This window comes from Actinomadura alba, assembly GCF_014323705.1.
Taxonomy (GTDB): domain Bacteria; phylum Actinomycetota; class Actinomycetes; order Streptosporangiales; family Streptosporangiaceae; genus Actinomadura_C; species Actinomadura_C alba.
In genome coordinates, this window is the sequence record NZ_JABVEC010000002.1 from 64,421 (window position 1) to 83,194 (window position 18,774).

Sequence of the window (18,774 nt, forward strand, 5' to 3'; positions counted from 1 at the left end):
GAGATGGGGCCGCTTCCCGTCGGAAGCGGCCCCATCCTCATATCACGGCCGTCCATCACAGAGCGTGGTGATTTGCGGAGGCACCGGCGATCGCGGGAAGGTGGTCGCGATGGAGCTCAGCCGGGGACGCGCCGACATGATGGGCACAGAAATAGTCCGAAGGCCGCCTTACGCGCCGTGCGTCTTCGGATGGAACCGTAAGGACTCGGGCGTCGCACGCGCCCGGGGGGACGGCGCTGAAGGAGCCCGACGATGAGCGAGCAGGACGGCACGCCCGGACCGCAGTGGCCGCTGCCCGACGACCAACGACCGCCCCAGGGCGGGCGCACCGACGAGACCGACGAGACCCCCGAGGTCTCGAAGGAGGGCCGCGACACCGGGCCGTCGCCGATGCGCCCGATCGGCGATCGCACGGTCGTGTTCGGCGCTCCCTCTCGCGGCACGTCACAACCGAGCACCGGCACCGAGCCGCCCGGGACCACCGGCCCGTCTCAGCCGACGCCGCCGCAGGAGCCCCCGGCCACGCCCGCCTACGGCCAGCCGCCCCAGCCCTCCTACGGGCAGCAGCCGGAACCGGGACAGCCCTCCTACGGGGACCGGCCGGCGGCCGGGTCCTACGGCTCGCCGTCCTACGGCCAGCCGCCCGAGGCCGCACCGGCCGCGCCGCAGCCCTATGAGCCCCCGGCAGCGCCCTCGTACGGGCAGCCGCCCGTCGACCAGCCCGTCTACGGGCAGCAGCCGCCCTACGGGCAGCCGGCGTACGGCCAGCAGCAGGAACAGCCGCAGCAGCCGCAACAGCCCTACGGCCAGCAGGAGCAGCAGCCGTACGGTCAGCAGTCCTATGGGCAGGAGCCCTATGGCCGGCAGCCGTACGCGCCGCAGGAGCAGCAGCCCTACGGCGGGCAGCCGTACGGGCAGGCACCCGGCCAGGAGAGCGGCTATCCCCAGCAACCGGTCTACGGCGGGCAGGACGAGCAGTCCGGCTACCCGCGGCAGCCAGGTTCGTTCGGCCAGGGCGAGCAGGCCCCTGAGGCCCCGGGCCGCCCGGAGCAGCCCTACGGGCAGGCCGGCGCCTACGGCCAGGGCTCGTACGGGCAGCCCCAGCAGGACCAGCAGCCCGCGTACGGTGAGCCGGAGTCGCCGTACGCGCGGCCCGCTCCGCCGGAGACCCCCGCTTCGGACGCCTCCGCCGAACGCACGATGATCGTCCCGGCTCCTGGGACCGGCTCCACCGAACCGCCCGCCGAGCAGCCACCGGCGGGCGACCAGGGCCCGGCCTACCGGTTGCCGTCGGACGTCCCGCTGGTGTCGGCGCCGGGCGGTGGTACGCCCGGGGAGGACACCGACCGGACCGTGACCGTTCCGCCGGCGGATCAGGGCTTCGGCCCCGGCGGCGGTCAGGGATCGGGCTTCGGGGCGCCGGGCCGGGACGAGGATGTCCAGCCCACGCAGGCCTTCCGGGCCGCCGAGGAGTCGCCCGCCTTCCCCGAGAGCGGACAGGGGCACTCGGACCAGGGCGGGCAGCAATGGTCATCGCCGTCCACCGATCCGGGACAGCAGCCGTACGGCGGGCAGCAGGGCTACCAGCAGCCCTATGGCCAGCCGGGCTACGGCCAGCAGCAGGGCGGCGGCTACCAGCAGCCCTACGGTCAGCAGCCGCAGCAGGGTTACCAGCAGCCCTACGGCCAGCCCGAGGGTCAGCCGGCGTACGGCCAGCCGACGTACGGCCAGCCTGAGGGGCAGCCTGGTTACGGCCAGCCCGAGGGACAGCAGGGCTATGGCCAGCACGCGGCCTACGGTCAGCCGCAGGGTCAGCACGGTCAGCAGGGTCAGCAGGGCTACGGGCAGCACGCGGCCTACGGTCAACCGCAGGGCCGGCACGGCACCGAGGCGGCCTACCCGGGTTACGGCAACGTCTCCGGGTACTCCGAGGGCGGAGAGAAGTCGCGGAGCAAGCTGTTGATCGGGATCGGTGTCGGCCTGGTGGTCGTCATCGCGATCGTGGTGATCGTCGCGTTCGTCCTCTGACGCGGGCGGACGGGTCCTTCCCAGAGCGACGGGCCTCGGGCAGAATGCCGACGGGAACAACCGTCGGCATTCTGTCGTTCCGCACAGGAGAAGACAGGGGCGGTTGTAGGCTGCCCTCCGACGGGATCGACCGCTCGCTTTGACCTTTGGTACGTGGGTGGGTAGTCTTTCCCTTCGTGCCCGCGGCAAAGCGGGCCGTCATGCGTGTGTGCTGGCTCTGCCGTGCGCCGCATTCAACTCCCCGGCTCGGTTCGGCCTTCGCGGGCCGGATGGATTGCGGCGGGCGCGACACGCCCGACCGCGGGGGTCGGAGAGGTCGGGAAACCGGCAGGTCACAGCCTCGCAAGGGGCTGCGATTGAAGGTTGCACGCGAGTGCGATCGCCCAGAGAAGACTTACCGGCTCGGTACGAGGGAAGACGGAGACGCGGTGCCCACGATCCAGCAGCTGGTCCGAAAGGGCCGCCAGGACAAGGTGACCAAGAACAAGACGCCCGCGCTTAAGGGGAGCCCCCAGCGCCGGGGTGTCTGCACGCGCGTCTACACGACGACGCCCAAGAAGCCGAACTCCGCGCTTCGTAAGGTCGCCCGTGTTCGGCTGTCGAGCGGAATCGAGGTCACGGCCTACATCCCGGGCGTCGGCCACAACCTGCAGGAGCACTCGATCGTGCTCGTGCGAGGTGGTCGTGTGAAGGACCTCCCGGGTGTCAGGTACAAGATCATCCGCGGAACCCTGGACACCCAGGGTGTGCGGAACCGCAAGCAGGCGCGCAGCCGCTACGGCGCGAAGAAGGAGAAGAGCTGATGCCCCGCAAGGGACCTGCCGCCAAGCGTCAGTTGATCGCTGACCCGGTGTACAACTCGCCGCTGGTCACCGCGCTGATCAACAAGGTGCTGCTGGACGGCAAGCGCTCGATCGCGCAGAGCATCGTGTACAACGCGCTCGAGGGCGCCCGCGAGAAGACCGGCAACGACCCGGTCGTCACGCTGAAGCGCGCGCTCGACAACGTGAAGCCCACCCTCGAGGTCCGCAGCCGGCGAGTCGGCGGCGCGACCTACCAGGTGCCGGTGGAGGTGCGCCCTGCGCGCAGCACCACCCTCGCCCTGCGGTGGCTCATCGTCTACTCCCGGCAGCGCCGCGAGAAGACGATGACCGAGCGGCTGATGAACGAGCTGCTCGACGCGAGCAACGGCCTCGGCGCGAGCGTGAAGAAGCGCGAGGACACCCACAAGATGGCGGACTCGAACAAGGCCTTCGCCCACTACCGCTGGTAATCCAGCCCACAGACGTACGAGAAGACGCGAGGACGCGAGCACAGTGGCTACTCAGACCGGTGTAGACCTGGCCAAGGTCCGCAACATCGGGATCATGGCCCACATCGACGCGGGCAAGACGACGACGACTGAGCGCATCCTGTTCTACACAGGCATGAGCTACAAGATCGGCGAGGTCCACGACGGCGCGGCCACCACCGACTGGATGGAGCAGGAGCAGGAGCGGGGAATCACCATCACCTCCGCCGCTGTGACCTGCAAGTGGGAGGTCGACAAGACCGACCACACCATCAACATCATCGACACCCCCGGGCACGTCGACTTCACCGTCGAGGTGGAGCGGTCGCTGCGGGTGCTCGACGGTGCCGTCGCCGTGTTCGACGGCGTGGCCGGCGTTGAGCCTCAGTCCGAGACGGTGTGGCGTCAGGCCGACCGCTACGGCGTCCCGCGGATCTGCTTCATCAACAAGCTCGACCGGGTCGGCGCGGAGTTCCACCGCTGCGTCGACATGATCGTGTCACGGCTCAACGCGACGCCCCTGGTGCTGCAGTTGCCGATCGGCGCCGAGGCGGACTTCAAGGGCGTCATCGACCTGGTGTCGATGAAGGCGCTCGTGTGGAGCCCCGAGGCCAAGATGGGCGAGATGTACGACACCGTCGACATCCCGGACACCCACGCCGAGGCGGCCCGCGAGTGGCACGACCGGCTCGTCGAGACGCTGGCCGAGGGCGACGACGGGATCATGGAGCTGTACCTCGAGGGCAACGAGCCCACGGCGGACCAGCTGATCGCCGGGATCCGTCGCGCGACCATCGCCGGCAACCTGACTCCGGTGCTGTGCGGAACGGCCTTCAAGAACAAGGGCGTTCAGCCACTGCTGGACGCGATCGTCCGCTACCTGCCCTCGCCGATCGACGTTCCCTCCGTCGAGGGACACGACGTGAAGAGCGAGGACAAGGTCATCGCTCGCAAGCCGAGCGAGGACGAGCCGTTCTCCGCGCTCGCCTTCAAGATCATGAGCGACCCGCATCTGGGCAAGCTGACCTACATCCGGGTCTACTCGGGTGTGCTCGAGGCCGGCACGCAGGTCCTGAACAGCGTGAAGGGCCGCAAGGAGCGGATCGGCAAGATCTACCGGATGCACGCGAACAAGCGTGAGGAGATCGGCCATGTGGGCGCCGGCGACATCGTCGCGGTGATGGGCCTGAAGTCCACCACCACGGGCGAGACGCTGAGCGACCCGGCCAATCCGGTGATCCTCGAGTCCATGACCTTCCCGGCCCCGGTCATCAACGTGGCCATCGAGCCGAAGACCAAGGTCGACCAGCAGAAGCTGGGCACCGCGATCCAGCGGCTGGCCGAGGAGGACCCGTCCTTCCAGGTCCGCACGGACGAGGAGACGGGTCAGACCATCATCTCGGGGATGGGCGAGCTCCACCTGGAGATCCTGGTCGACCGGATGAAGCGGGAGTTCAAGGTCGAGGCCAATGTCGGCCGCCCGCAGGTCGCCTACCGCGAGACCATCCGCCGCAAGGTCGAGAAGGTCGATTACACGCACAAGAAGCAGACCGGTGGTGCCGGCCAGTTCGGCCGGGTCATCATCGACCTGGAGCCGCTGGGCGGCGGTAGTGACGGCTACGAGTTCGAGAACAAGGTCACCGGTGGTCGCATCCCGCGGGAGTACATCCCGTCCGTGGACGCGGGCTGCCAGGAGGCCGCGGAGTTCGGCGTACTCGCGGGCTACCCGCTGGTGGGCATCAAGGTCACCTTGCGTGACGGTGCCTACCACGACGTGGACTCCTCGGAGATGGCGTTCAAGGTCGCCGGTTCCATGGCGTTCAAGGAGGCGGCCCGCAAGGCCGACCCCACGCTGCTGGAGCCGATGATGGCGGTCGAGGTCACCACTCCCGAGGACAACATGGGTGACGTGATCGGCGACCTGAACAGCCGGCGTGGCCAGATCCAGGCGATGGACGAGTCCCACGGGGCCCGCGTCGTCAAGGCCATCGTCCCCCTCTCCGAGATGTTCGGCTACGTGGGCGACCTGCGCAGCAAGACCCAAGGCCGAGCGGTATTCACCATGCAGTTCGACTCCTACGCCGAGGTTCCGGGGAACGTCGCGCAGGAGATCATCGCGAAGGCGCGGGGCGAATAAACGCTGCCGCCCGGTATTGCCAGCCAGTTTCAACAAACGTAGACGGACGTCGAAAGGCGTCAGATTCACAAGGAGACACCAGTGGCCAAGGCCAAGTTCGAGCGGACGAAGCCGCACGTAAACATCGGCACCATTGGGCACATCGACCATGGTAAGACCACCCTTACCGCGGCGATTACCAAGGTGCTCCACGACAAGTTCCCGGACCTGAATCCCTTCACGCCGTTCGACGAGATCGACAAGGCGCCGGAGGAGCGGGAGCGGGGCATCACGATCTCCATCGCGCACGTCGAGTACCAGACCGAGGCGCGGCACTACGCGCACGTCGACTGCCCGGGTCACGCGGACTACATCAAGAACATGATCACGGGTGCCGCGCAGATGGACGGCGCGATCCTGGTCGTGGCCGCCACCGACGGCCCGATGCCGCAGACCAAGGAGCACGTGCTGCTCGCCCGCCAGGTCGGCGTGCCGTACATCGTCGTGGCCCTCAACAAGGCCGACATGGTCGACGACGAGGAGATCCTGGAGCTCGTGGAGCTCGAGGTCCGTGAGCTTCTCAGCGACTACGAGTTCCCGGGCGACGACGTTCCGGTCGTGCGCGTCTCGGCGCTCAAGGCGCTCGAGGGCGACGCCGAGTGGGGCGAGAAGATCGTCGAGCTCATGACCGCCGTGGACGAGAACGTCCCCGAGCCGGTGCGTGAGACCGACAAGCCGTTCCTCATGCCGATCGAGGACGTCTTCTCGATCACCGGTCGTGGCACGGTCGTCACCGGCCGGATCGAGCGCGGTGTCGTGAACGTCAACGAGACCGTCGACATCATCGGCATCCAGGAGCAGGCCACCACGACCACCGTCACCGGTGTCGAGATGTTCCGCAAGCTGCTCGACCAGGGTCAGGCGGGCGACAACGTCGGCCTGCTCCTGCGTGGCATCAAGCGCGAGGACGTCGAGCGCGGTCAGTGTGTCATCAAGCCGGGCACCAACACCCCGCACACCGAGTTCGAGGCGCAGGTCTACATCCTGTCCAAGGACGAGGGTGGCCGGCACACGCCGTTCTTCAACAACTACCGTCCGCAGTTCTACTTCCGGACCACGGACGTGACCGGCGTCGTCAACCTGCCCGAGGGCACCGAGATGGTCATGCCGGGCGACAACACCGAGATGAAGGTGGACCTCATCCAGCCGATCGCGATGGAGGAAGGTCTCAAGTTCGCGATCCGTGAGGGTGGCCGCACCGTCGGTGCCGGCCGCGTCGTCAAGATTCTCAAGTAAGACCCCACGCGGGCGGCGGCCCCGGTTCGTCAATGACCGGGCCGCCGCACCACGACAGCGAAGCAACCAGCGGCACTAGAAGCAAAGGACACCGAGGCCACCATGGCGGGACAGAAGATCCGCATCCGGCTCAAGGCCTACGACCATGAGGTCATCGACACCTCGGCGCGAAAGATCGTCGAGACGGTGACGCGCACGGGCGCCAAGGTCGCGGGCCCGGTGCCGCTGCCGACCGAGAAGAACGTGTACTGCGTCATCCGCTCGCCGCACAAGTACAAGGACTCGCGCGAGCACTTCGAGATGCGCACGCACAAGCGGCTGATCGACATCATCGATCCGACACCCAAGACGGTCGACTCGCTCATGCGGCTCGACCTTCCGGCCGGTGTCGACATCGAGATCAAGCTCTAGAGGACGCACCCAGATGAGTAAGCAGAGAAAGGGCGTCCTGGGCGAGAAGCTCGGCATGACCCAGGTCTTCGACGATGAGGGCCGGATGGTGCCGGTAACCGTCGTCCAGGCCGGGCCGTGCGTTGTCACCCGGGTACGCACGCCCGACACCGACGGCTATTCAGCCGTCCAGCTCGGCTACGGCCAGATCGACCCGCGCAAGGTGAACAAGCCGCGCACGGGTCTGTTCGACAAGGCCGGCGTCACGCCGCGCCGTTACGTCGTCGAGCTGCGTACCGACAACGCCACCGAGTACGAACTCGGCCAGGAGATCACCGTTGCCGTCTTCGAGGCCGGCCAGAAGATCGACGTCACGGGCACGAGCAAGGGCAAGGGCACTGCCGGTGTCATGAAGCGCCACGGGTTCAAGGGACTCGGCGCCTCGCACGGCACGCAGCGCAAGCACCGCTCACCCGGTTCGATCGGCGGCTGCGCGACACCCGGTCGCGTCTTCAAGGGTCTGCGCATGGCGGGGCGGCACGGCAACGCGCGCACCACCGTGCAGAACCTGACGGTGCACGCCGTGGACGCGGACAAGGGTCTGCTGCTCATCAAGGGCGCGGTCCCCGGCCCGAACGGCGGCGTGCTGCTGGTCCGCAACGCTGTGAAGGGAGCGGGCGCATGAGTGAGCAGCAGTCCAAGGCGACACGAGCCGACGTCGAGCTGGCGCCCGAGATCTTCGATGCGAAGGTCAACGTGCCGCTGATCCACCAGGTGGTCGTGGCGCAGCTCGCCGCGGCCCGGCAGGGCACGGCCTCGACCAAGACCCGGGGCGAAGTCTCCGGCGGTGGCCGCAAGCCGTACCGGCAGAAGGGCACCGGCCGGGCCCGTCAGGGCTCGACCCGCGCGCCGCAGTTCGCCGGCGGTGGCGTCGTGCACGGCCCGCAGCCGCGCTCGTACGCGCAGAAGACGCCCAAGAAGATGAAGGCCGCCGCGCTGCGCGGCGCCCTGTCCGACCGGGCCCGGCACGGCCGGGTGCACGTGGTCGGCCCGCTGGTCGACGGCGACACGCCGAAGACCAAGGCCGCTCTGACCGCGCTGCGCGAGATCACCGAGTCGCGCAACATCCTGCTGGTGCTGGACGGCACGGACGAGGTGACCTGGGCGAGCCTGCGCAACGAGCAGAGCGTCCACCTCCTCGTGGCCGGTCAGCTCAACACCTACGACGTGCTCTGCAGCGACGACGTGGTGTTCACCGAGAAGGGTTACGACGAGTTCGTGACCCGGGCGATCAAGACGATGAAGAGGGAGGGGGCGGACAAGTGAGCAAGATCGATGACCCCCGCGACGTCCTGATCGCGCCCGTCGTCTCGGAGAAGAGCTACGGGCTGCTGGACGAGAACAAGTACACGTTCCTCGTGCAGCCGGACGCCAACAAGACCCAGATCAAGCAGGCGGTCGAGGCGGTGTTCCAGGTCAAGGTCGCGAGCGTGAACACGATCAACCGGCAGGGCAAGCGCAAGCGCACCCGCCACGGCTTCGGTAAGCGCAAGGACACCAAGCGCGCCATCGTCAGCCTGGCCGAGGGCGAGCGGATCGACATCTTCGGAGGTCCGGCAGCATGATCGGGCTCCACTGCGGCTCGCCGCTCGACGCCCCGGCCGCTGCCGGAGGCCCCGAAGCGATGAGCACAGTGGCGGTCCGGTCGCCTGAGGCCGGCCTCGAAGCAGACAAGGGATGAACGAATAAGATGGGCATCCGTAAGTACAAGCCGACGACTCCGGGTCGTCGCGGCTCCAGCGTGGCCGACTTCGTCGAGATCACGCGCCGCGAGCCCGAGAAGTCGCTGCTGCGTCCGCTCCCCAAGAAGGGCGGCCGTAACAACCACGGCCGCATCACCACGCGGCACCAGGGCGGCGGCCACAAGCGCGCCTACCGCGTCATCGACTTCCGGCGCGCCGACAAGGACGGCGTACCGGCCAAGGTGGCGCACATCGAGTACGACCCCAACCGCACCGCGCGGATCGCGCTGCTGCACTACGCCGATGGGGAGAAGCGCTACATCCTCTGCCCCCAGGGCCTGAAGCAGGGCGACCGGGTGGAGAACGGCGCGGGTTCGGACATCAAGCCGGGCAACTGCCTGCCGCTGCGCAACATCCCGACCGGTACGGTCGTGCACGCGATCGAGCTGCGGCCGGGCGGCGGCGCCAAGATCGCCCGCTCCGCGGGCGCCGGCGTCCAGCTGCTGGCCAAGGAGGGCACCTACGCCACGCTGCGGATGCCCTCCGGCGAGATGCGGATGGTGGACGTACGTTGCCGGGCCACGGTCGGTGAGGTCGGCAACGCCGAGCAGTCGAACATCAACTGGGGCAAGGCCGGCCGTTCCCGTTGGAAGGGCAAGCGCCCGACCGTCCGTGGTGTGGCCATGAACCCGATCGACCACCCGCACGGTGGTGGTGAGGGCAAGACCTCCGGTGGTCGGCACCCGTCCAGCCCGTGGGGCCAGCCGGAGGGACGCACCCGCCGGGCGAACAAGCCCAGCGACCGGCTCATCGTCCGTCGTCGCAGCAAGAAGAAGCGGTAGGAGTCGCTGTCATGCCACGTAGCCTCAAGAAGGGCCCGTTCGTGGACGACCACCTGATGAAGAAGGTGGACGTGCAGAACGAGAAGGGCACCAAGAACGTCATCAAGACGTGGTCGCGGCGCTCCATGATCGTGCCGGAGATGATCGGTCACACGATCGCCGTGCACGACGGCCGCAAGCACGTCCCGGTGTTCATCACCGATGCCATGGTCGGTCACAAGCTCGGCGAGTTCTCGCCGACGCGGACCTACCGCGGCCATGTCCGTGACGACCGCCGCAGCCGGCGTTGAGTCTGAGTTAGAGAGAGGGAACAGCGATGGAAGCCAGGGCCCAGGCGCGGTTCATCCGCGTCACGCCCAGGAAGGCCCGCCGCGTGGTGGACCTCATCCGCGGCCTGCCGGCCGCGGAGGCTCAGGCGGTGCTGCGGTTCGCCCCCCAGGCTGCTAGTGAGCCGGTGGGCAAGGTGCTGGCGAGCGCCATCGCCAACGCCGAGCACAACAACAAACTCGACGCCGACACCCTCGTGGTGAGCCGGGCCTGGGTCGACGAAGGACCGACGCTCAAGCGGTTCCGGCCGCGCGCGCAGGGCCGGGCCTACCGGGTGAACAAGCGCACGAGCCACATCACCGTGATCGTCGAGTCGCGGCCCGAAAGCGCCGCCACGGCGCCCCGCGGGGGTACCGCCAACAAGACGAGGAGGACCCGATAGTGGGACAGAAAGTCAACCCGCACGGGTTCCGGCTGGGCATCACCACCGACTTCAAGAGCCGGTGGTACGCGGACAAGCTCTACAAGGACTACGTCAAGGAAGACGTCGCGATCCGGCGGATGCTCCAGAAGGGCATGGACCGTGCGGGCATCTCCAAGGTCGAGATCGAGCGCACCCGTGACCGTGTCCGCGTCGACATCCACACCGCCCGGCCGGGCATCGTCATCGGCCGCCGCGGCGCGGAGGCCGACCGGATCCGTGGCGACCTTGAGAAGCTGACCGGCAAGCAGGTCCAGCTGAACATCCTCGAGGTGAAGAACCCCGAGATCGACGCGCAGCTCGTCGCGCAGGGCGTGGCCGAGCAGCTGTCCAGCCGGGTGGCGTTCCGCCGGGCGATGCGCAAGGCGATTCAGAGCGCCATGAAGAGCGGTGCCAAGGGCATCAAGGTCCAGTGCGGCGGCCGCCTCGGCGGCGCCGAGATGTCGCGGTCGGAGTTCTACCGCGAGGGCCAGGTGCCGCTGCACACGCTGCGCGCCGACATCGACTACGGCTTCTACGAGGCCCGTACGACGTTCGGCCGGATCGGCGTGAAGGTCTGGATCTACAAGGGCGAGGCGCCGCAGACGCGCGCCGAGCGTGAGGCCAAGGCGGCGGCGCAGCGCGCCGGTGCCGGTGCCGGCGACCGGCGTGGTGGCCGCGGCGGCGACCGCCCGCAGCGTCGCGGCGGCGGCGGCGGTGGCGGTGGCGGCGGTGGACGTCGTGGTGAGCGTGGCGACCGCGGTGGCGCCGCCAAGCAGAGTTCAGAGCAGCAGGCCACCGGGGCGGCCGAGCAGGCCGCGCCCGCCACGCCGGCTGCGACAGGTGAGGGGAGCTGACCGACCAATGCTGATCCCTCGCAAGGTCAAGCACCGTAAGCAGCACCACCCGCGGCGTCGTGGCATGGCCAAGGGCGGTACGAAGGTGACCTTCGGCGAGTTCGGCATCCAGGCTGTCGAGGGGTCCTACGTGACCAACCGGCAGATCGAGGCCGCGCGTATCGCCATGACCCGGCACATCCGCCGTGGCGGAAAGGTCTGGATCAACATCTTTCCGGACCGTCCGCTCACCAAGAAGCCGGCCGAGACCCGGATGGGTTCCGGTAAGGGCTCGCCCGAGTGGTGGATCGCCAACGTGAAGCCCGGCCGGGTGATGTTCGAGCTGGCCGGAGTACCCGAGCCCCTGGCTCGCGAGGCACTGCGTCGCGCGATGCACAAGCTCCCCATGAAGTGCAAGTTCGTCAAGCGAGAGGTGGGTGAGTCCTGATGGCCAAGGGTCTTACCGCCGAAGAGCTGCGGACCGAGCCCGGGGACGAGCTGGTGTCCAAGCTGAAGGAGGCCAAGGAGGAGCTGTTCAACCTCCGCTTCCAGGCGGCCACCGGTCAGTTGGAGAGCCACGGGCGGCTGCGTGCGGTGAAGCGCGAGATCGCCCGCATCTACACCGTGATGCGGGAGCGGGAGCTCGGGATCGTCACGGTCGCCGAAGAGCCCGTGGAGGACGAGAAGAATGACTGAGCAGACGACAGAGGTCCGCGGTAACCGCAAGGTCCGCGAGGGCATCGTGGTCAGCGACAAGATGGACAAGACCGTCGTCGTCGCCGTCGAGGACCGCGTGAAGCACGCTCTGTACGGCAAGATCATCCGCCGTACGACGAGATATAAGGCACACGACGAGGCCAACGCGTGCGGCGTCGGCGATCGGGTCCGCCTCATGGAGACCCGCCCGCTGTCGGCCACCAAGCGGTGGCGCGTCACCGAGATCCTCGAGAAGGCCAAGTAACTGGACCTGCGGGAGGGCGGTCCGCGTAAGCGCCCACGCCTTCCCGCACTCCCCCCTCGACGGGGGCAGAGATCTCCGTACAGGGGTAGAACCGCCAGGCTCGCAAGAGAACCGGCGTGACACACAGGAGTTAGACGTGATCCAGCAGGAGTCGCGACTCAAGGTCGCCGACAACACGGGTGCGAAGGAGATTCTCTGCATCCGCGTACTCGGCGGCTCGGGTCGGCGCTACGCGGGAATCGGCGACATCATCGTCGCGACCGTGAAGGACGCCCTTCCCGGCGCCGGCGTGAAGAAGGGTGACGTCGTCAAGGCCGTCGTCGTGCGCACCCGCAAGGAGCGCCGCCGTGCCGACGGCTCCTACATCCGCTTTGACGAGAACGCGGCTGTGCTCATCAGGGACGGCGGGGACCCGCGCGGCACGCGCATCTTCGGTCCGGTGGGCCGGGAGCTTCGCGAGAAGAAATTCATGCGAATCATCTCCCTCGCGCCGGAGGTGCTGTGATGAAGATGAAGTTGAAGATCAAGAAGGGCGACGAGGTCGTCGTCATCGCCGGTAAGGACAAGGGCGCGAAGGGGAAGGTCATCTCGGTCGACCCCGAAACGCAGCGCGTCATCGTCGAGGGCGTCAACCTCATGAAGAAGAACACCAAGGTGGACCACCAGGGTGCGCGGGGCGCCAAGCAGGGCGGCGTCATCACCAAGGAGGCGCCGCTCCACGTCAGCAACGTGATGCTGGTCGAGGGCGACAAGCGCACCCGGGTCGGCTATCGGGTGAACGAGGACGGCACGAAGGTTCGCGTCTCGCGCCGTAGCGGCAAGGAAATCTGATGACCGATACCAGTGTTGAGACGACCGGGACCCGGGCGGTGCCCAGGCTCAAGCAGCGCTACCGCGAAGAGGTCGCGAAGGCGATGCAGGAGCAGTTCGGCTACGCCAACGTCATGCAGACACCCGTGCTGACCAAGATCGTGGTCAACATGGGTGTCGGCGAGGCGGCCCGCGACGCCAAACTGATCGAGGGTGCCGTCCGCGACCTCACCGTGATCACCGGTCAGAAGCCGGCCGTGAACCGGGCGAAGAAGTCGATCGCCCAGTTCAAGCTGCGCGAGGGCATGCCGATCGGCGCCCACGTGACGCTGCGCGGCGACCGGATGTGGGAGTTCCTCGACCGGCTGCTGTCGCTCGCGCTCCCGCGGATCCGTGACTTCCGTGGTCTGTCGCCGAAGCAGTTCGACGGCCGCGGCAACTACACGTTCGGGCTGACCGAGCAGGTGATGTTCCACGAGGTCGATCCCGACAAGACGGATCGGCAGCGTGGCATGGACATCACGGTGGTCAACACCGCGACGACCGATGACGAGGGCCGGGCGCTCCTGAAGCTCCTGGGCTTCCCGTTCAAGGAAGCCTGAGCTTCCCGACGCAGTCGCCGCTCGCGGTGGCTGAGGATCGCAACTAGGAGAACTGATGGCGAAGAAGTCGCTGATCGCCAAGGCGGGGCGTAAGCCCAAGTTCGGCGTGCGCACCTACACTCGGTGCTCGCGCTGCGGTCGCCCGCGTGCCGTCTTCCGCAAGTTCGGCCTGTGCCGGATCTGCTTCCGGGAGATGGCGCACCGCGGCGAACTGCCCGGCATCACGAAGTCGAGCTGGTGACCGGCGGGGGGCGTTCCCCCCGCACGGCCCCGGAACGCGGGGCCGGGTCGACGGCCAGGGTAAGAAATGACCAACGCGCCGCCACGGCGGCGCCGGCCACGTCGAAGGTCCGCCACGTGCGGAAACCGCGGCGAGGGAGCAGTAGACCATGACGATGACCGACCCGATCGCGGACATGCTGACCCGTCTGCGTAACGCGAACTCGGCCTACCACGACATCGTGGGAATGCCGTATTCGAAGATCAAGGCGCACATCGCCGAGATCCTTCAGCAGGAGGGTTACATCTCCGGCTGGCATGTTGAGGATGCCGAGGTCGGCAAGAAGCTCGTGATCGACCTGAAGTTCGGCCCGACCCGGGAGCGTTCGATCGCCGGGATCAAGCGGGTGTCGAAGCCTGGTCTGCGGGTTTATGCGAAGAAGGACAACCTGCCGAAGGTCCTGGGCGGTCTCGGCGTCGCGATCATCTCGACGTCGTCCGGCCTGATGACCGACAAGCAGGCCGGCAAGCGTGGTGTGGGCGGGGAAGTCCTCGCCTACGTCTGGTGAGGGGAGGGTCCAGGACATGTCACGAATCGGACGTCTGCCCATCTCCGTTCCCGGTGGTGTCGAGGTCAAGATCGACGGGCGCTCGGTCGCGGTGAAGGGGCCGAAGGGCGAGCTTTCGCTCACGGTCGCCGAGCCGATCGAGGTGAAGCTCGAGGACGGCACCGTCACGGTCATCCGGCCGAACGACGAGAACACCGTGCGAGCGCTGCACGGCCTCAGCCGGTCGTTGATCAACAACATGATCGTCGGAGTGACCCAGGGTTACATCAAGACCCTGGAGATCGTCGGTGTCGGTTACCGGGTCCAGGCGAAGGGAAATAACCTGGAGTTCTCCCTCGGCTACAGCCACCCGGTCACGGTCGAGGCTCCCGAGGGCATCAGCTTCAAGGTCGAAAGGCCGACGATCTTCTCGGTCGAGGGCATCGACAAGCAGAAGGTCGGCGAGGTCGCGGCCAATATTCGCAAGCTGCGCAAGCCGGACCCGTACAAGGGCAAGGGCGTGCGCTACCAAGGCGAACAGATCCGCCGCAAGGTCGGAAAGGCTGGGAAGTAGTCATGGCTGGCAGCAAGACCCTGGTCCGGAAGGGCACGAGTGCACGCGCTGCGTCTCGTTCGCGCCGGCACCTGCGGGTCCGCAAGAAGGTCGTCGGCACCGCCGCGCGGCCACGGCTGGTCGTGACCCGATCGACCCGCCACGTGTTCGCGCAGATCATCGACGACACCGTCGGCCGTACGCTCGTGTCGGCGTCGACGCTGGAGGCCGGCCTGCGGTCCGACGACGGCGACAAGACCGCCAAGTCGCGCAAGGTCGGCGAGCTCCTGGCGCAACGCGCCAAGGACGCCGGCGTGACCGCGGTGGTCTTCGACCGTGCGGGCAACAAGTACCACGGCCGCATCGCCGCCCTTGCGGACGGCGCGCGGGAGAGCGGGCTGGAGTTCTGATGGCTCTGGTCCAGGGAACGGGCCGTACGGCCTGCAAATCGATCGAGAGGAGCCACTGATGGCAGCTCCCAGGCGTGGAGGCGGCCAGGGCGGCGACCGTCGCGACCGTCGCGACGACCGCCGCGGTGGCGCCGACAAGGGAACGTCGTACACCGAGCGCGTCGTGGCGATCAACCGTGTCGCCAAGGTCGTCAAGGGTGGCCGGCGCTTCAGCTTCACCGCTCTGGTCGTCGTCGGTGACGGCAACGGCACCGTCGGCGTCGGCTACGGCAAGGCCAAGGAGGTGCCCGCGGCGATCGCCAAGGGCGTCGAAGAGGCCAAGAAGCACTTCTTCAAGGTGCCGCGCATCCAGGGCACCATCCCGCACACCAGCCAGGGCGAGGAGGCGGCGGGCGTGGTCCTGCTCAAGCCGGCCAGCCCCGGTACCGGTGTCATCGCGGGTGGCCCGGTGCGCGCCGTCCTCGAGTGCGCGGGCATCCACGACGTCCTGTCGAAGTCGCTGGGCTCATCCAACGCCATCAACATCGTGCACGCGACGGTGGCGGCGCTGAAGCAGCTCAACCGGCCCGAGGAGATCGCGGCCAAGCGCGGCCTGGCGATCGAGGACGTCGCGCCGGCGGCCATGCTGCGCGCCCGCGCGGCCGGCTCCGAGCCTCGGGCGGAGGTCTCGGCATGACCCAGCTGAAGATCACCCAGGTCAAGTCGGAGATCGGCGGCAAGCAGAACCAGCGTGAGACGCTGCGCACCCTCGGCCTCAGGCGGATCGGCCAGAGCGTCGTCCGCGAGGACAGGCCAGAGGTGCTCGGCATGATCCGGACGGTCGACCACCTGGTCGCCGTCGAGGAGGTCGACTGAGATGAGCGACAGCTCTCCTCTCAAGGTGCACCACCTGCGCCCGGCGCCCGGGGCCAACCGGCCCAAGACGCGCAAGGGCCGTGGTGAGGCGTCGAAGGGCAAGACGGCGGGACGCGGGACCAAGGGCACGAAGGCCCGCGGCACCGTGCCGGTCGGTTTCGAAGGCGGCCAGATGCCGCTGATCCGGCGGATTCCGAAGCTCAAGGGCTTCAAGAACCCGTTCCGGGTCGAGTACCAGGTCGTCAACCTGAGCCGCTTGGCCGAGCTCTACCCTGAGGGTGGCGAGGCCACGGCCGAGGACCTGGCGGCCAAGGGCGCGGTTCGCCGCGGCCGGCCGGTCAAGATTCTCGGTTCGGGCGACATCTCCGTCGCGGTACAGGTGAAGGTGCACGCCTTCTCCGCGTCCGCCAAGGAGAAGATCGTCGCCGCCGGTGGTTCCGCCGACGTACTGTGAACCACGGTGGCGCCCACGGGGGGACCCTTCCCCCCGTGGGTGCTGTTAGAGTTCGACGGGCGGCGACCATCTCGGCCACCGCCTCAAATCGTCTACCCTGGCCCCTCAGATGTACCCGGTCGGGATTCGCGCAGGAGGAATGGTGCTGACCGCGTTCACTCGGGCATTCCGTACGCCTGACCTGCGCAAGAAAATACTGTTCACGTTGTTCATCATCGTGGTGTTCCGGCTGGGTTCCCAGCTGCCGACACCCGGTGTGAACATCGAGGCGGTAAAGACCCTAACGGATCAGGCCAAAGAGGGTGGGTCAGGACAGGTCTTCCAGCTTGTCGACCTCTTCAGCGGCGGCGCGCTGCTGAAACTCTCGGTCTTCGCGCTCGGCATCATGCCGTACATCACCGCCAGCATCATCCTGCAGCTGCTCACCGTGGTCATCCCACGGCTCGAGACGCTGAAGAAGGAAGGCCAGGCGGGCACCACCAAGATCACGCAGTACACGCGTTATCTGACCATCGGCCTGGCGATCCTGCAGGCGACGGGCATCGTGGCGATGGCCCGCACCGGGCAGCTGTACCAGACGTCCGGTGGCCAGGACGTGCTCTACAGCAACGACCTCTTCACGATCATCACCATGGTGGTCGTGATGACCGCGGGCACCTCCGTGATCATGTGGCTCGGTGAGCTCATCACCGACCGCGGCATCGGCAATGGAATGTCGATCCTCATTTTCACGCAGGTTGTCGCGATCTTCCCCGCCCAGTTCTACGGCATCCTCAAGGCCAAGGGCGGCTTCGTCTTCGTCATCGTGCTGGCCGTCGGCCTCGCCATCATGGCGGCCGTGGTCTTCGTCGAGCAGGCGCAGCGTCGCATCCCGGTGCAGTACGCCAAGCGGATGGTCGGCCGCCGCATGTACGGCGGTACCTCGACCTACATCCCGCTCAAGGTCAACCAGGCCGGCATCATCCCGGTGATCTTCGCTTCGTCGCTGACCTACCTGCCACAGCTCGCGTCGACCCTCTGGCGGGACAACAAGTTCCTCAACCAGACGCTCGCGCCCTACCTGACGCAGAGCAACCCCTGGCACATGGCGGCGTTCTTCGGTCTGATCGTCTTCTTCACGTACTTCTACGTGGCGATCACGTTCAACCCCACCGAGATCGCCGACAACATGAAGAAGTATGGTGGGTTCATTCCGGGTATCCGTCCGGGACGGCCGACCGCCGAGTACCTCGACTATGTGCTGACCCGGATCACCACGCCGGGTGCGCTGTACCTCGGCATCGTCGCGTTGATCCCGATGGTGGCCTTCTCTCTGTTGAACACGACGCAGGAGTTCGCGTTCGGCGGGACGAGCATCCTCATCATCGTCGGCGTCGGGCTGGATACCGTGAAGCAGATCGAGAGCCAACTCCAGCAGCGCAATTACGAGGGCTTCCTTCGGTAGTGCGAATCGTGCTCGTGGGTCCCCCCGGAGCGGGCAAGGGGACGCAGGCCCAGTTCATCGCATCTCACCTGTCCATCCCGAAGATTTCGACAGGTGACATCTTCCGTGCCAACGTGAGCGGCGGCACGGAGCTCGGACAGCAGGCCAAGGCGTACATGGATCGTGGTGACCTCGTGCCCGACGAGGTCACCATCGCGATGGTGCGCGACCGGCTGGCCGAGGATGACGCCAGAGAGGGCTTCCTCCTGGACGGGTTCCCCCGCAACGTGCCGCAAGCCGAGACGCTCAAGAAGATCCTCTCGGAGTGGGACGCCAAGCTTGATCTGGTCCTCGAACTGGTCGTCGACGAGGACGAGGTCGTCCGGCGGCTGTCCGGCCGCCGTACCTGCAGCCAGTGCGGGCACATCTGGCACGTCATGTTCGACGACAAGCGCGACGACATCTGCGACGACTGCGGCGGGCAGCTGTTCCAGCGCGACGACGACAAGGAAGAGACCATCCGGCACCGGCTGGAGGTCTACCAGGAACAGACCGCGCCGCTCGTGGCGTTCTATGCAGATGAGGGCATGCTGGTGGGCATCGACGCCACCGGACCGGTCGAGGAGGTCACCGAGCGCGCACTCGCTGCGCTCCGCCCCCTCGCCAAGTAG

The 18,774-nt window shown here is 67.5% G+C and carries 28 protein-coding genes; all 28 read left to right on the forward strand.

The annotated features are described in order from the left end of the window. Window positions 1-252: 252 nt before the first annotated feature. Window positions 253-2,028: a hypothetical protein gene (locus HKK74_RS40690; protein WP_187241538.1), complete on the forward strand. Its 1,776-nt coding sequence runs from the start codon at window positions 253-255 to the stop codon at window positions 2,026-2,028. 428 nt (window positions 2,029-2,456) lie between these two features. Further along, window positions 2,457-2,831: a 30S ribosomal protein S12 gene (gene rpsL, locus HKK74_RS03330; RefSeq protein WP_187234303.1), complete on the forward strand. Its 375-nt coding sequence runs from the start codon at window positions 2,457-2,459 to the stop codon at window positions 2,829-2,831. Next, window positions 2,831-3,301 (forward strand): 30S ribosomal protein S7, encoded by a 471-nt coding sequence (gene rpsG, locus HKK74_RS03335; RefSeq protein WP_187241540.1) that lies wholly within the window; start codon window positions 2,831-2,833, stop codon window positions 3,299-3,301. The genes rpsL and rpsG overlap by 1 nt, the downstream gene beginning before the upstream one ends. Before the next feature lie 43 nt (window positions 3,302-3,344). Next, a complete protein-coding gene (fusA, locus tag HKK74_RS03340; protein WP_187241542.1) occupies window positions 3,345-5,456 on the forward strand; it encodes an elongation factor G in 2,112 nt (703 codons plus the stop codon). 81 nt (window positions 5,457-5,537) lie between these two features. After that, window positions 5,538-6,731 carry an elongation factor Tu gene (tuf, locus tag HKK74_RS03345; protein WP_187241543.1) on the forward strand — a complete coding sequence of 398 codons (1,194 nt, stop codon included), beginning with the start codon at window positions 5,538-5,540 and terminating at the stop codon, window positions 6,729-6,731. 102 nt (window positions 6,732-6,833) lie between these two features. Continuing rightward, the gene (rpsJ, locus tag HKK74_RS03350) at window positions 6,834-7,142 is read left to right on the forward strand and encodes a 30S ribosomal protein S10 (RefSeq protein ID WP_141956729.1); all 309 of its coding nucleotides are present in this window, start codon (window positions 6,834-6,836) and stop codon (window positions 7,140-7,142) included. 13 nt (window positions 7,143-7,155) lie between these two features. Continuing rightward, on the forward strand, window positions 7,156-7,806 hold the full coding sequence (rplC, locus tag HKK74_RS03355) for a 50S ribosomal protein L3 (RefSeq protein WP_187241545.1): 651 nt from the start codon (window positions 7,156-7,158) through the stop codon (window positions 7,804-7,806). Continuing rightward, the gene (gene rplD, locus HKK74_RS03360; protein WP_187241546.1) at window positions 7,803-8,447 is read left to right on the forward strand and encodes a 50S ribosomal protein L4; all 645 of its coding nucleotides are present in this window, start codon (window positions 7,803-7,805) and stop codon (window positions 8,445-8,447) included. Before rplC ends, rplD begins: the two co-directional genes overlap by 4 nt. Then, window positions 8,444-8,746: a 50S ribosomal protein L23 gene (gene rplW, locus HKK74_RS03365; protein WP_187241548.1), complete on the forward strand. Its 303-nt coding sequence runs from the start codon at window positions 8,444-8,446 to the stop codon at window positions 8,744-8,746. The genes rplD and rplW overlap by 4 nt, the downstream gene beginning before the upstream one ends. Before the next feature lie 125 nt (window positions 8,747-8,871). Next, window positions 8,872-9,705, forward strand: a complete 834-nt coding sequence (gene rplB / locus HKK74_RS03370) for a 50S ribosomal protein L2 (RefSeq protein WP_187241550.1) — start codon at window positions 8,872-8,874, stop codon at window positions 9,703-9,705. 11 nt (window positions 9,706-9,716) lie between these two features. Next, window positions 9,717-9,995: a 30S ribosomal protein S19 gene (rpsS, locus tag HKK74_RS03375; RefSeq protein WP_187234310.1), complete on the forward strand. Its 279-nt coding sequence runs from the start codon at window positions 9,717-9,719 to the stop codon at window positions 9,993-9,995. Window positions 9,996-10,021: 26 nt separating this feature from the next. Further along, window positions 10,022-10,414, forward strand: a complete 393-nt coding sequence (rplV, locus tag HKK74_RS03380) for a 50S ribosomal protein L22 (protein ID WP_187241552.1) — start codon at window positions 10,022-10,024, stop codon at window positions 10,412-10,414. Continuing rightward, window positions 10,414-11,289 (forward strand): 30S ribosomal protein S3, encoded by an 876-nt coding sequence (gene rpsC / locus HKK74_RS03385; RefSeq protein WP_187241553.1) that lies wholly within the window; start codon window positions 10,414-10,416, stop codon window positions 11,287-11,289. Before rplV ends, rpsC begins: the two co-directional genes overlap by 1 nt. A 7-nt stretch (window positions 11,290-11,296) precedes the next feature. Then, the gene (gene rplP / locus HKK74_RS03390; protein ID WP_187241555.1) at window positions 11,297-11,716 is read left to right on the forward strand and encodes a 50S ribosomal protein L16; all 420 of its coding nucleotides are present in this window, start codon (window positions 11,297-11,299) and stop codon (window positions 11,714-11,716) included. Beyond that, window positions 11,716-11,964, forward strand: coding sequence for a 50S ribosomal protein L29 (rpmC, locus tag HKK74_RS03395; protein WP_187241556.1), 249 nt, complete (start codon window positions 11,716-11,718; stop codon window positions 11,962-11,964). The genes rplP and rpmC overlap by 1 nt, the downstream gene beginning before the upstream one ends. Next, complete coding sequence (gene rpsQ, locus HKK74_RS03400; protein ID WP_187241558.1) at window positions 11,957-12,229, forward strand: 30S ribosomal protein S17; 273 nt, start codon at window positions 11,957-11,959, stop codon at window positions 12,227-12,229. The genes rpmC and rpsQ overlap by 8 nt, the downstream gene beginning before the upstream one ends. A 136-nt stretch (window positions 12,230-12,365) precedes the next feature. Beyond that, the gene (rplN, locus tag HKK74_RS03405) at window positions 12,366-12,734 is read left to right on the forward strand and encodes a 50S ribosomal protein L14 (protein ID WP_187241560.1); all 369 of its coding nucleotides are present in this window, start codon (window positions 12,366-12,368) and stop codon (window positions 12,732-12,734) included. Between the two features lie 11 nt (window positions 12,735-12,745). Beyond that, entirely contained in the window at window positions 12,746-13,060 is a 315-nt protein-coding gene (gene rplX, locus HKK74_RS03410) for a 50S ribosomal protein L24 (protein ID WP_222721879.1), read from the forward strand. Further along, a complete protein-coding gene (rplE, locus tag HKK74_RS03415; RefSeq protein WP_222721828.1) occupies window positions 13,060-13,641 on the forward strand; it encodes a 50S ribosomal protein L5 in 582 nt (193 codons plus the stop codon). Before rplX ends, rplE begins: the two co-directional genes overlap by 1 nt. A gap of 55 nt (window positions 13,642-13,696) precedes the next feature. Further along, complete coding sequence (locus tag HKK74_RS03420) at window positions 13,697-13,882, forward strand: type Z 30S ribosomal protein S14 (protein WP_187234317.1); 186 nt, start codon at window positions 13,697-13,699, stop codon at window positions 13,880-13,882. A gap of 148 nt (window positions 13,883-14,030) precedes the next feature. Then, window positions 14,031-14,429 carry a 30S ribosomal protein S8 gene (gene rpsH / locus HKK74_RS03425; protein WP_187234318.1) on the forward strand — a complete coding sequence of 133 codons (399 nt, stop codon included), beginning with the start codon at window positions 14,031-14,033 and terminating at the stop codon, window positions 14,427-14,429. A 16-nt stretch (window positions 14,430-14,445) separates the two neighbouring features. Further along, window positions 14,446-14,982 carry a 50S ribosomal protein L6 gene (rplF, locus tag HKK74_RS03430; protein WP_187241562.1) on the forward strand — a complete coding sequence of 179 codons (537 nt, stop codon included), beginning with the start codon at window positions 14,446-14,448 and terminating at the stop codon, window positions 14,980-14,982. A 2-nt stretch (window positions 14,983-14,984) separates the two neighbouring features. Beyond that, window positions 14,985-15,371 (forward strand): 50S ribosomal protein L18, encoded by a 387-nt coding sequence (rplR, locus tag HKK74_RS03435; protein WP_222721829.1) that lies wholly within the window; start codon window positions 14,985-14,987, stop codon window positions 15,369-15,371. 58 nt (window positions 15,372-15,429) lie between these two features. Continuing rightward, window positions 15,430-16,047 carry a 30S ribosomal protein S5 gene (gene rpsE, locus HKK74_RS03440; protein ID WP_222721830.1) on the forward strand — a complete coding sequence of 206 codons (618 nt, stop codon included), beginning with the start codon at window positions 15,430-15,432 and terminating at the stop codon, window positions 16,045-16,047. Next, the gene (gene rpmD, locus HKK74_RS03445; RefSeq protein WP_187241564.1) at window positions 16,044-16,226 is read left to right on the forward strand and encodes a 50S ribosomal protein L30; all 183 of its coding nucleotides are present in this window, start codon (window positions 16,044-16,046) and stop codon (window positions 16,224-16,226) included. Before rpsE ends, rpmD begins: the two co-directional genes overlap by 4 nt. Before the next feature lies 1 nt (window position 16,227). After that, the gene (rplO, locus tag HKK74_RS03450) at window positions 16,228-16,680 is read left to right on the forward strand and encodes a 50S ribosomal protein L15 (protein ID WP_187241565.1); all 453 of its coding nucleotides are present in this window, start codon (window positions 16,228-16,230) and stop codon (window positions 16,678-16,680) included. 142 nt (window positions 16,681-16,822) lie between these two features. Continuing rightward, the gene (gene secY, locus HKK74_RS03455) at window positions 16,823-18,124 is read left to right on the forward strand and encodes a preprotein translocase subunit SecY (RefSeq protein WP_187241935.1); all 1,302 of its coding nucleotides are present in this window, start codon (window positions 16,823-16,825) and stop codon (window positions 18,122-18,124) included. Continuing rightward, on the forward strand, window positions 18,124-18,774 hold the full coding sequence (locus HKK74_RS03460) for an adenylate kinase (protein ID WP_187241567.1): 651 nt from the start codon (window positions 18,124-18,126) through the stop codon (window positions 18,772-18,774). Before secY ends, HKK74_RS03460 begins: the two co-directional genes overlap by 1 nt.

Coding starts and splice junctions, on each gene's coding strand:
- HKK74_RS40690 (WP_187241538.1), top strand. CDS start 253: ATGAGCGAGCAGGACGGCACGCCCGGACCGCAGTGGCCGCTGCCCGAC.
- rpsG (WP_187241540.1), top strand. CDS start 2,831: ATGCCCCGCAAGGGACCTGCCGCCAAGCGTCAGTTGATCGCTGACCCG.
- rpsJ (WP_141956729.1), top strand. CDS start 6,834: ATGGCGGGACAGAAGATCCGCATCCGGCTCAAGGCCTACGACCATGAG.
- rplC (WP_187241545.1), top strand. CDS start 7,156: ATGAGTAAGCAGAGAAAGGGCGTCCTGGGCGAGAAGCTCGGCATGACC.
- rplD (WP_187241546.1), top strand. CDS start 7,803: ATGAGTGAGCAGCAGTCCAAGGCGACACGAGCCGACGTCGAGCTGGCG.
- rplB (WP_187241550.1), top strand. CDS start 8,872: ATGGGCATCCGTAAGTACAAGCCGACGACTCCGGGTCGTCGCGGCTCC.
- rpsS (WP_187234310.1), top strand. CDS start 9,717: ATGCCACGTAGCCTCAAGAAGGGCCCGTTCGTGGACGACCACCTGATG.
- rplV (WP_187241552.1), top strand. CDS start 10,022: ATGGAAGCCAGGGCCCAGGCGCGGTTCATCCGCGTCACGCCCAGGAAG.
- rplP (WP_187241555.1), top strand. CDS start 11,297: ATGCTGATCCCTCGCAAGGTCAAGCACCGTAAGCAGCACCACCCGCGG.
- rpmC (WP_187241556.1), top strand. CDS start 11,716: ATGGCCAAGGGTCTTACCGCCGAAGAGCTGCGGACCGAGCCCGGGGAC.
- rpsQ (WP_187241558.1), top strand. CDS start 11,957: ATGACTGAGCAGACGACAGAGGTCCGCGGTAACCGCAAGGTCCGCGAG.
- rplE (WP_222721828.1), top strand. CDS start 13,060: ATGACCGATACCAGTGTTGAGACGACCGGGACCCGGGCGGTGCCCAGG.
- HKK74_RS03420 (WP_187234317.1), top strand. CDS start 13,697: ATGGCGAAGAAGTCGCTGATCGCCAAGGCGGGGCGTAAGCCCAAGTTC.
- rpsH (WP_187234318.1), top strand. CDS start 14,031: ATGACGATGACCGACCCGATCGCGGACATGCTGACCCGTCTGCGTAAC.
- rplF (WP_187241562.1), top strand. CDS start 14,446: ATGTCACGAATCGGACGTCTGCCCATCTCCGTTCCCGGTGGTGTCGAG.
- rplR (WP_222721829.1), top strand. CDS start 14,985: ATGGCTGGCAGCAAGACCCTGGTCCGGAAGGGCACGAGTGCACGCGCT.
- rpsE (WP_222721830.1), top strand. CDS start 15,430: ATGGCAGCTCCCAGGCGTGGAGGCGGCCAGGGCGGCGACCGTCGCGAC.
- rpmD (WP_187241564.1), top strand. CDS start 16,044: ATGACCCAGCTGAAGATCACCCAGGTCAAGTCGGAGATCGGCGGCAAG.
- rplO (WP_187241565.1), top strand. CDS start 16,228: ATGAGCGACAGCTCTCCTCTCAAGGTGCACCACCTGCGCCCGGCGCCC.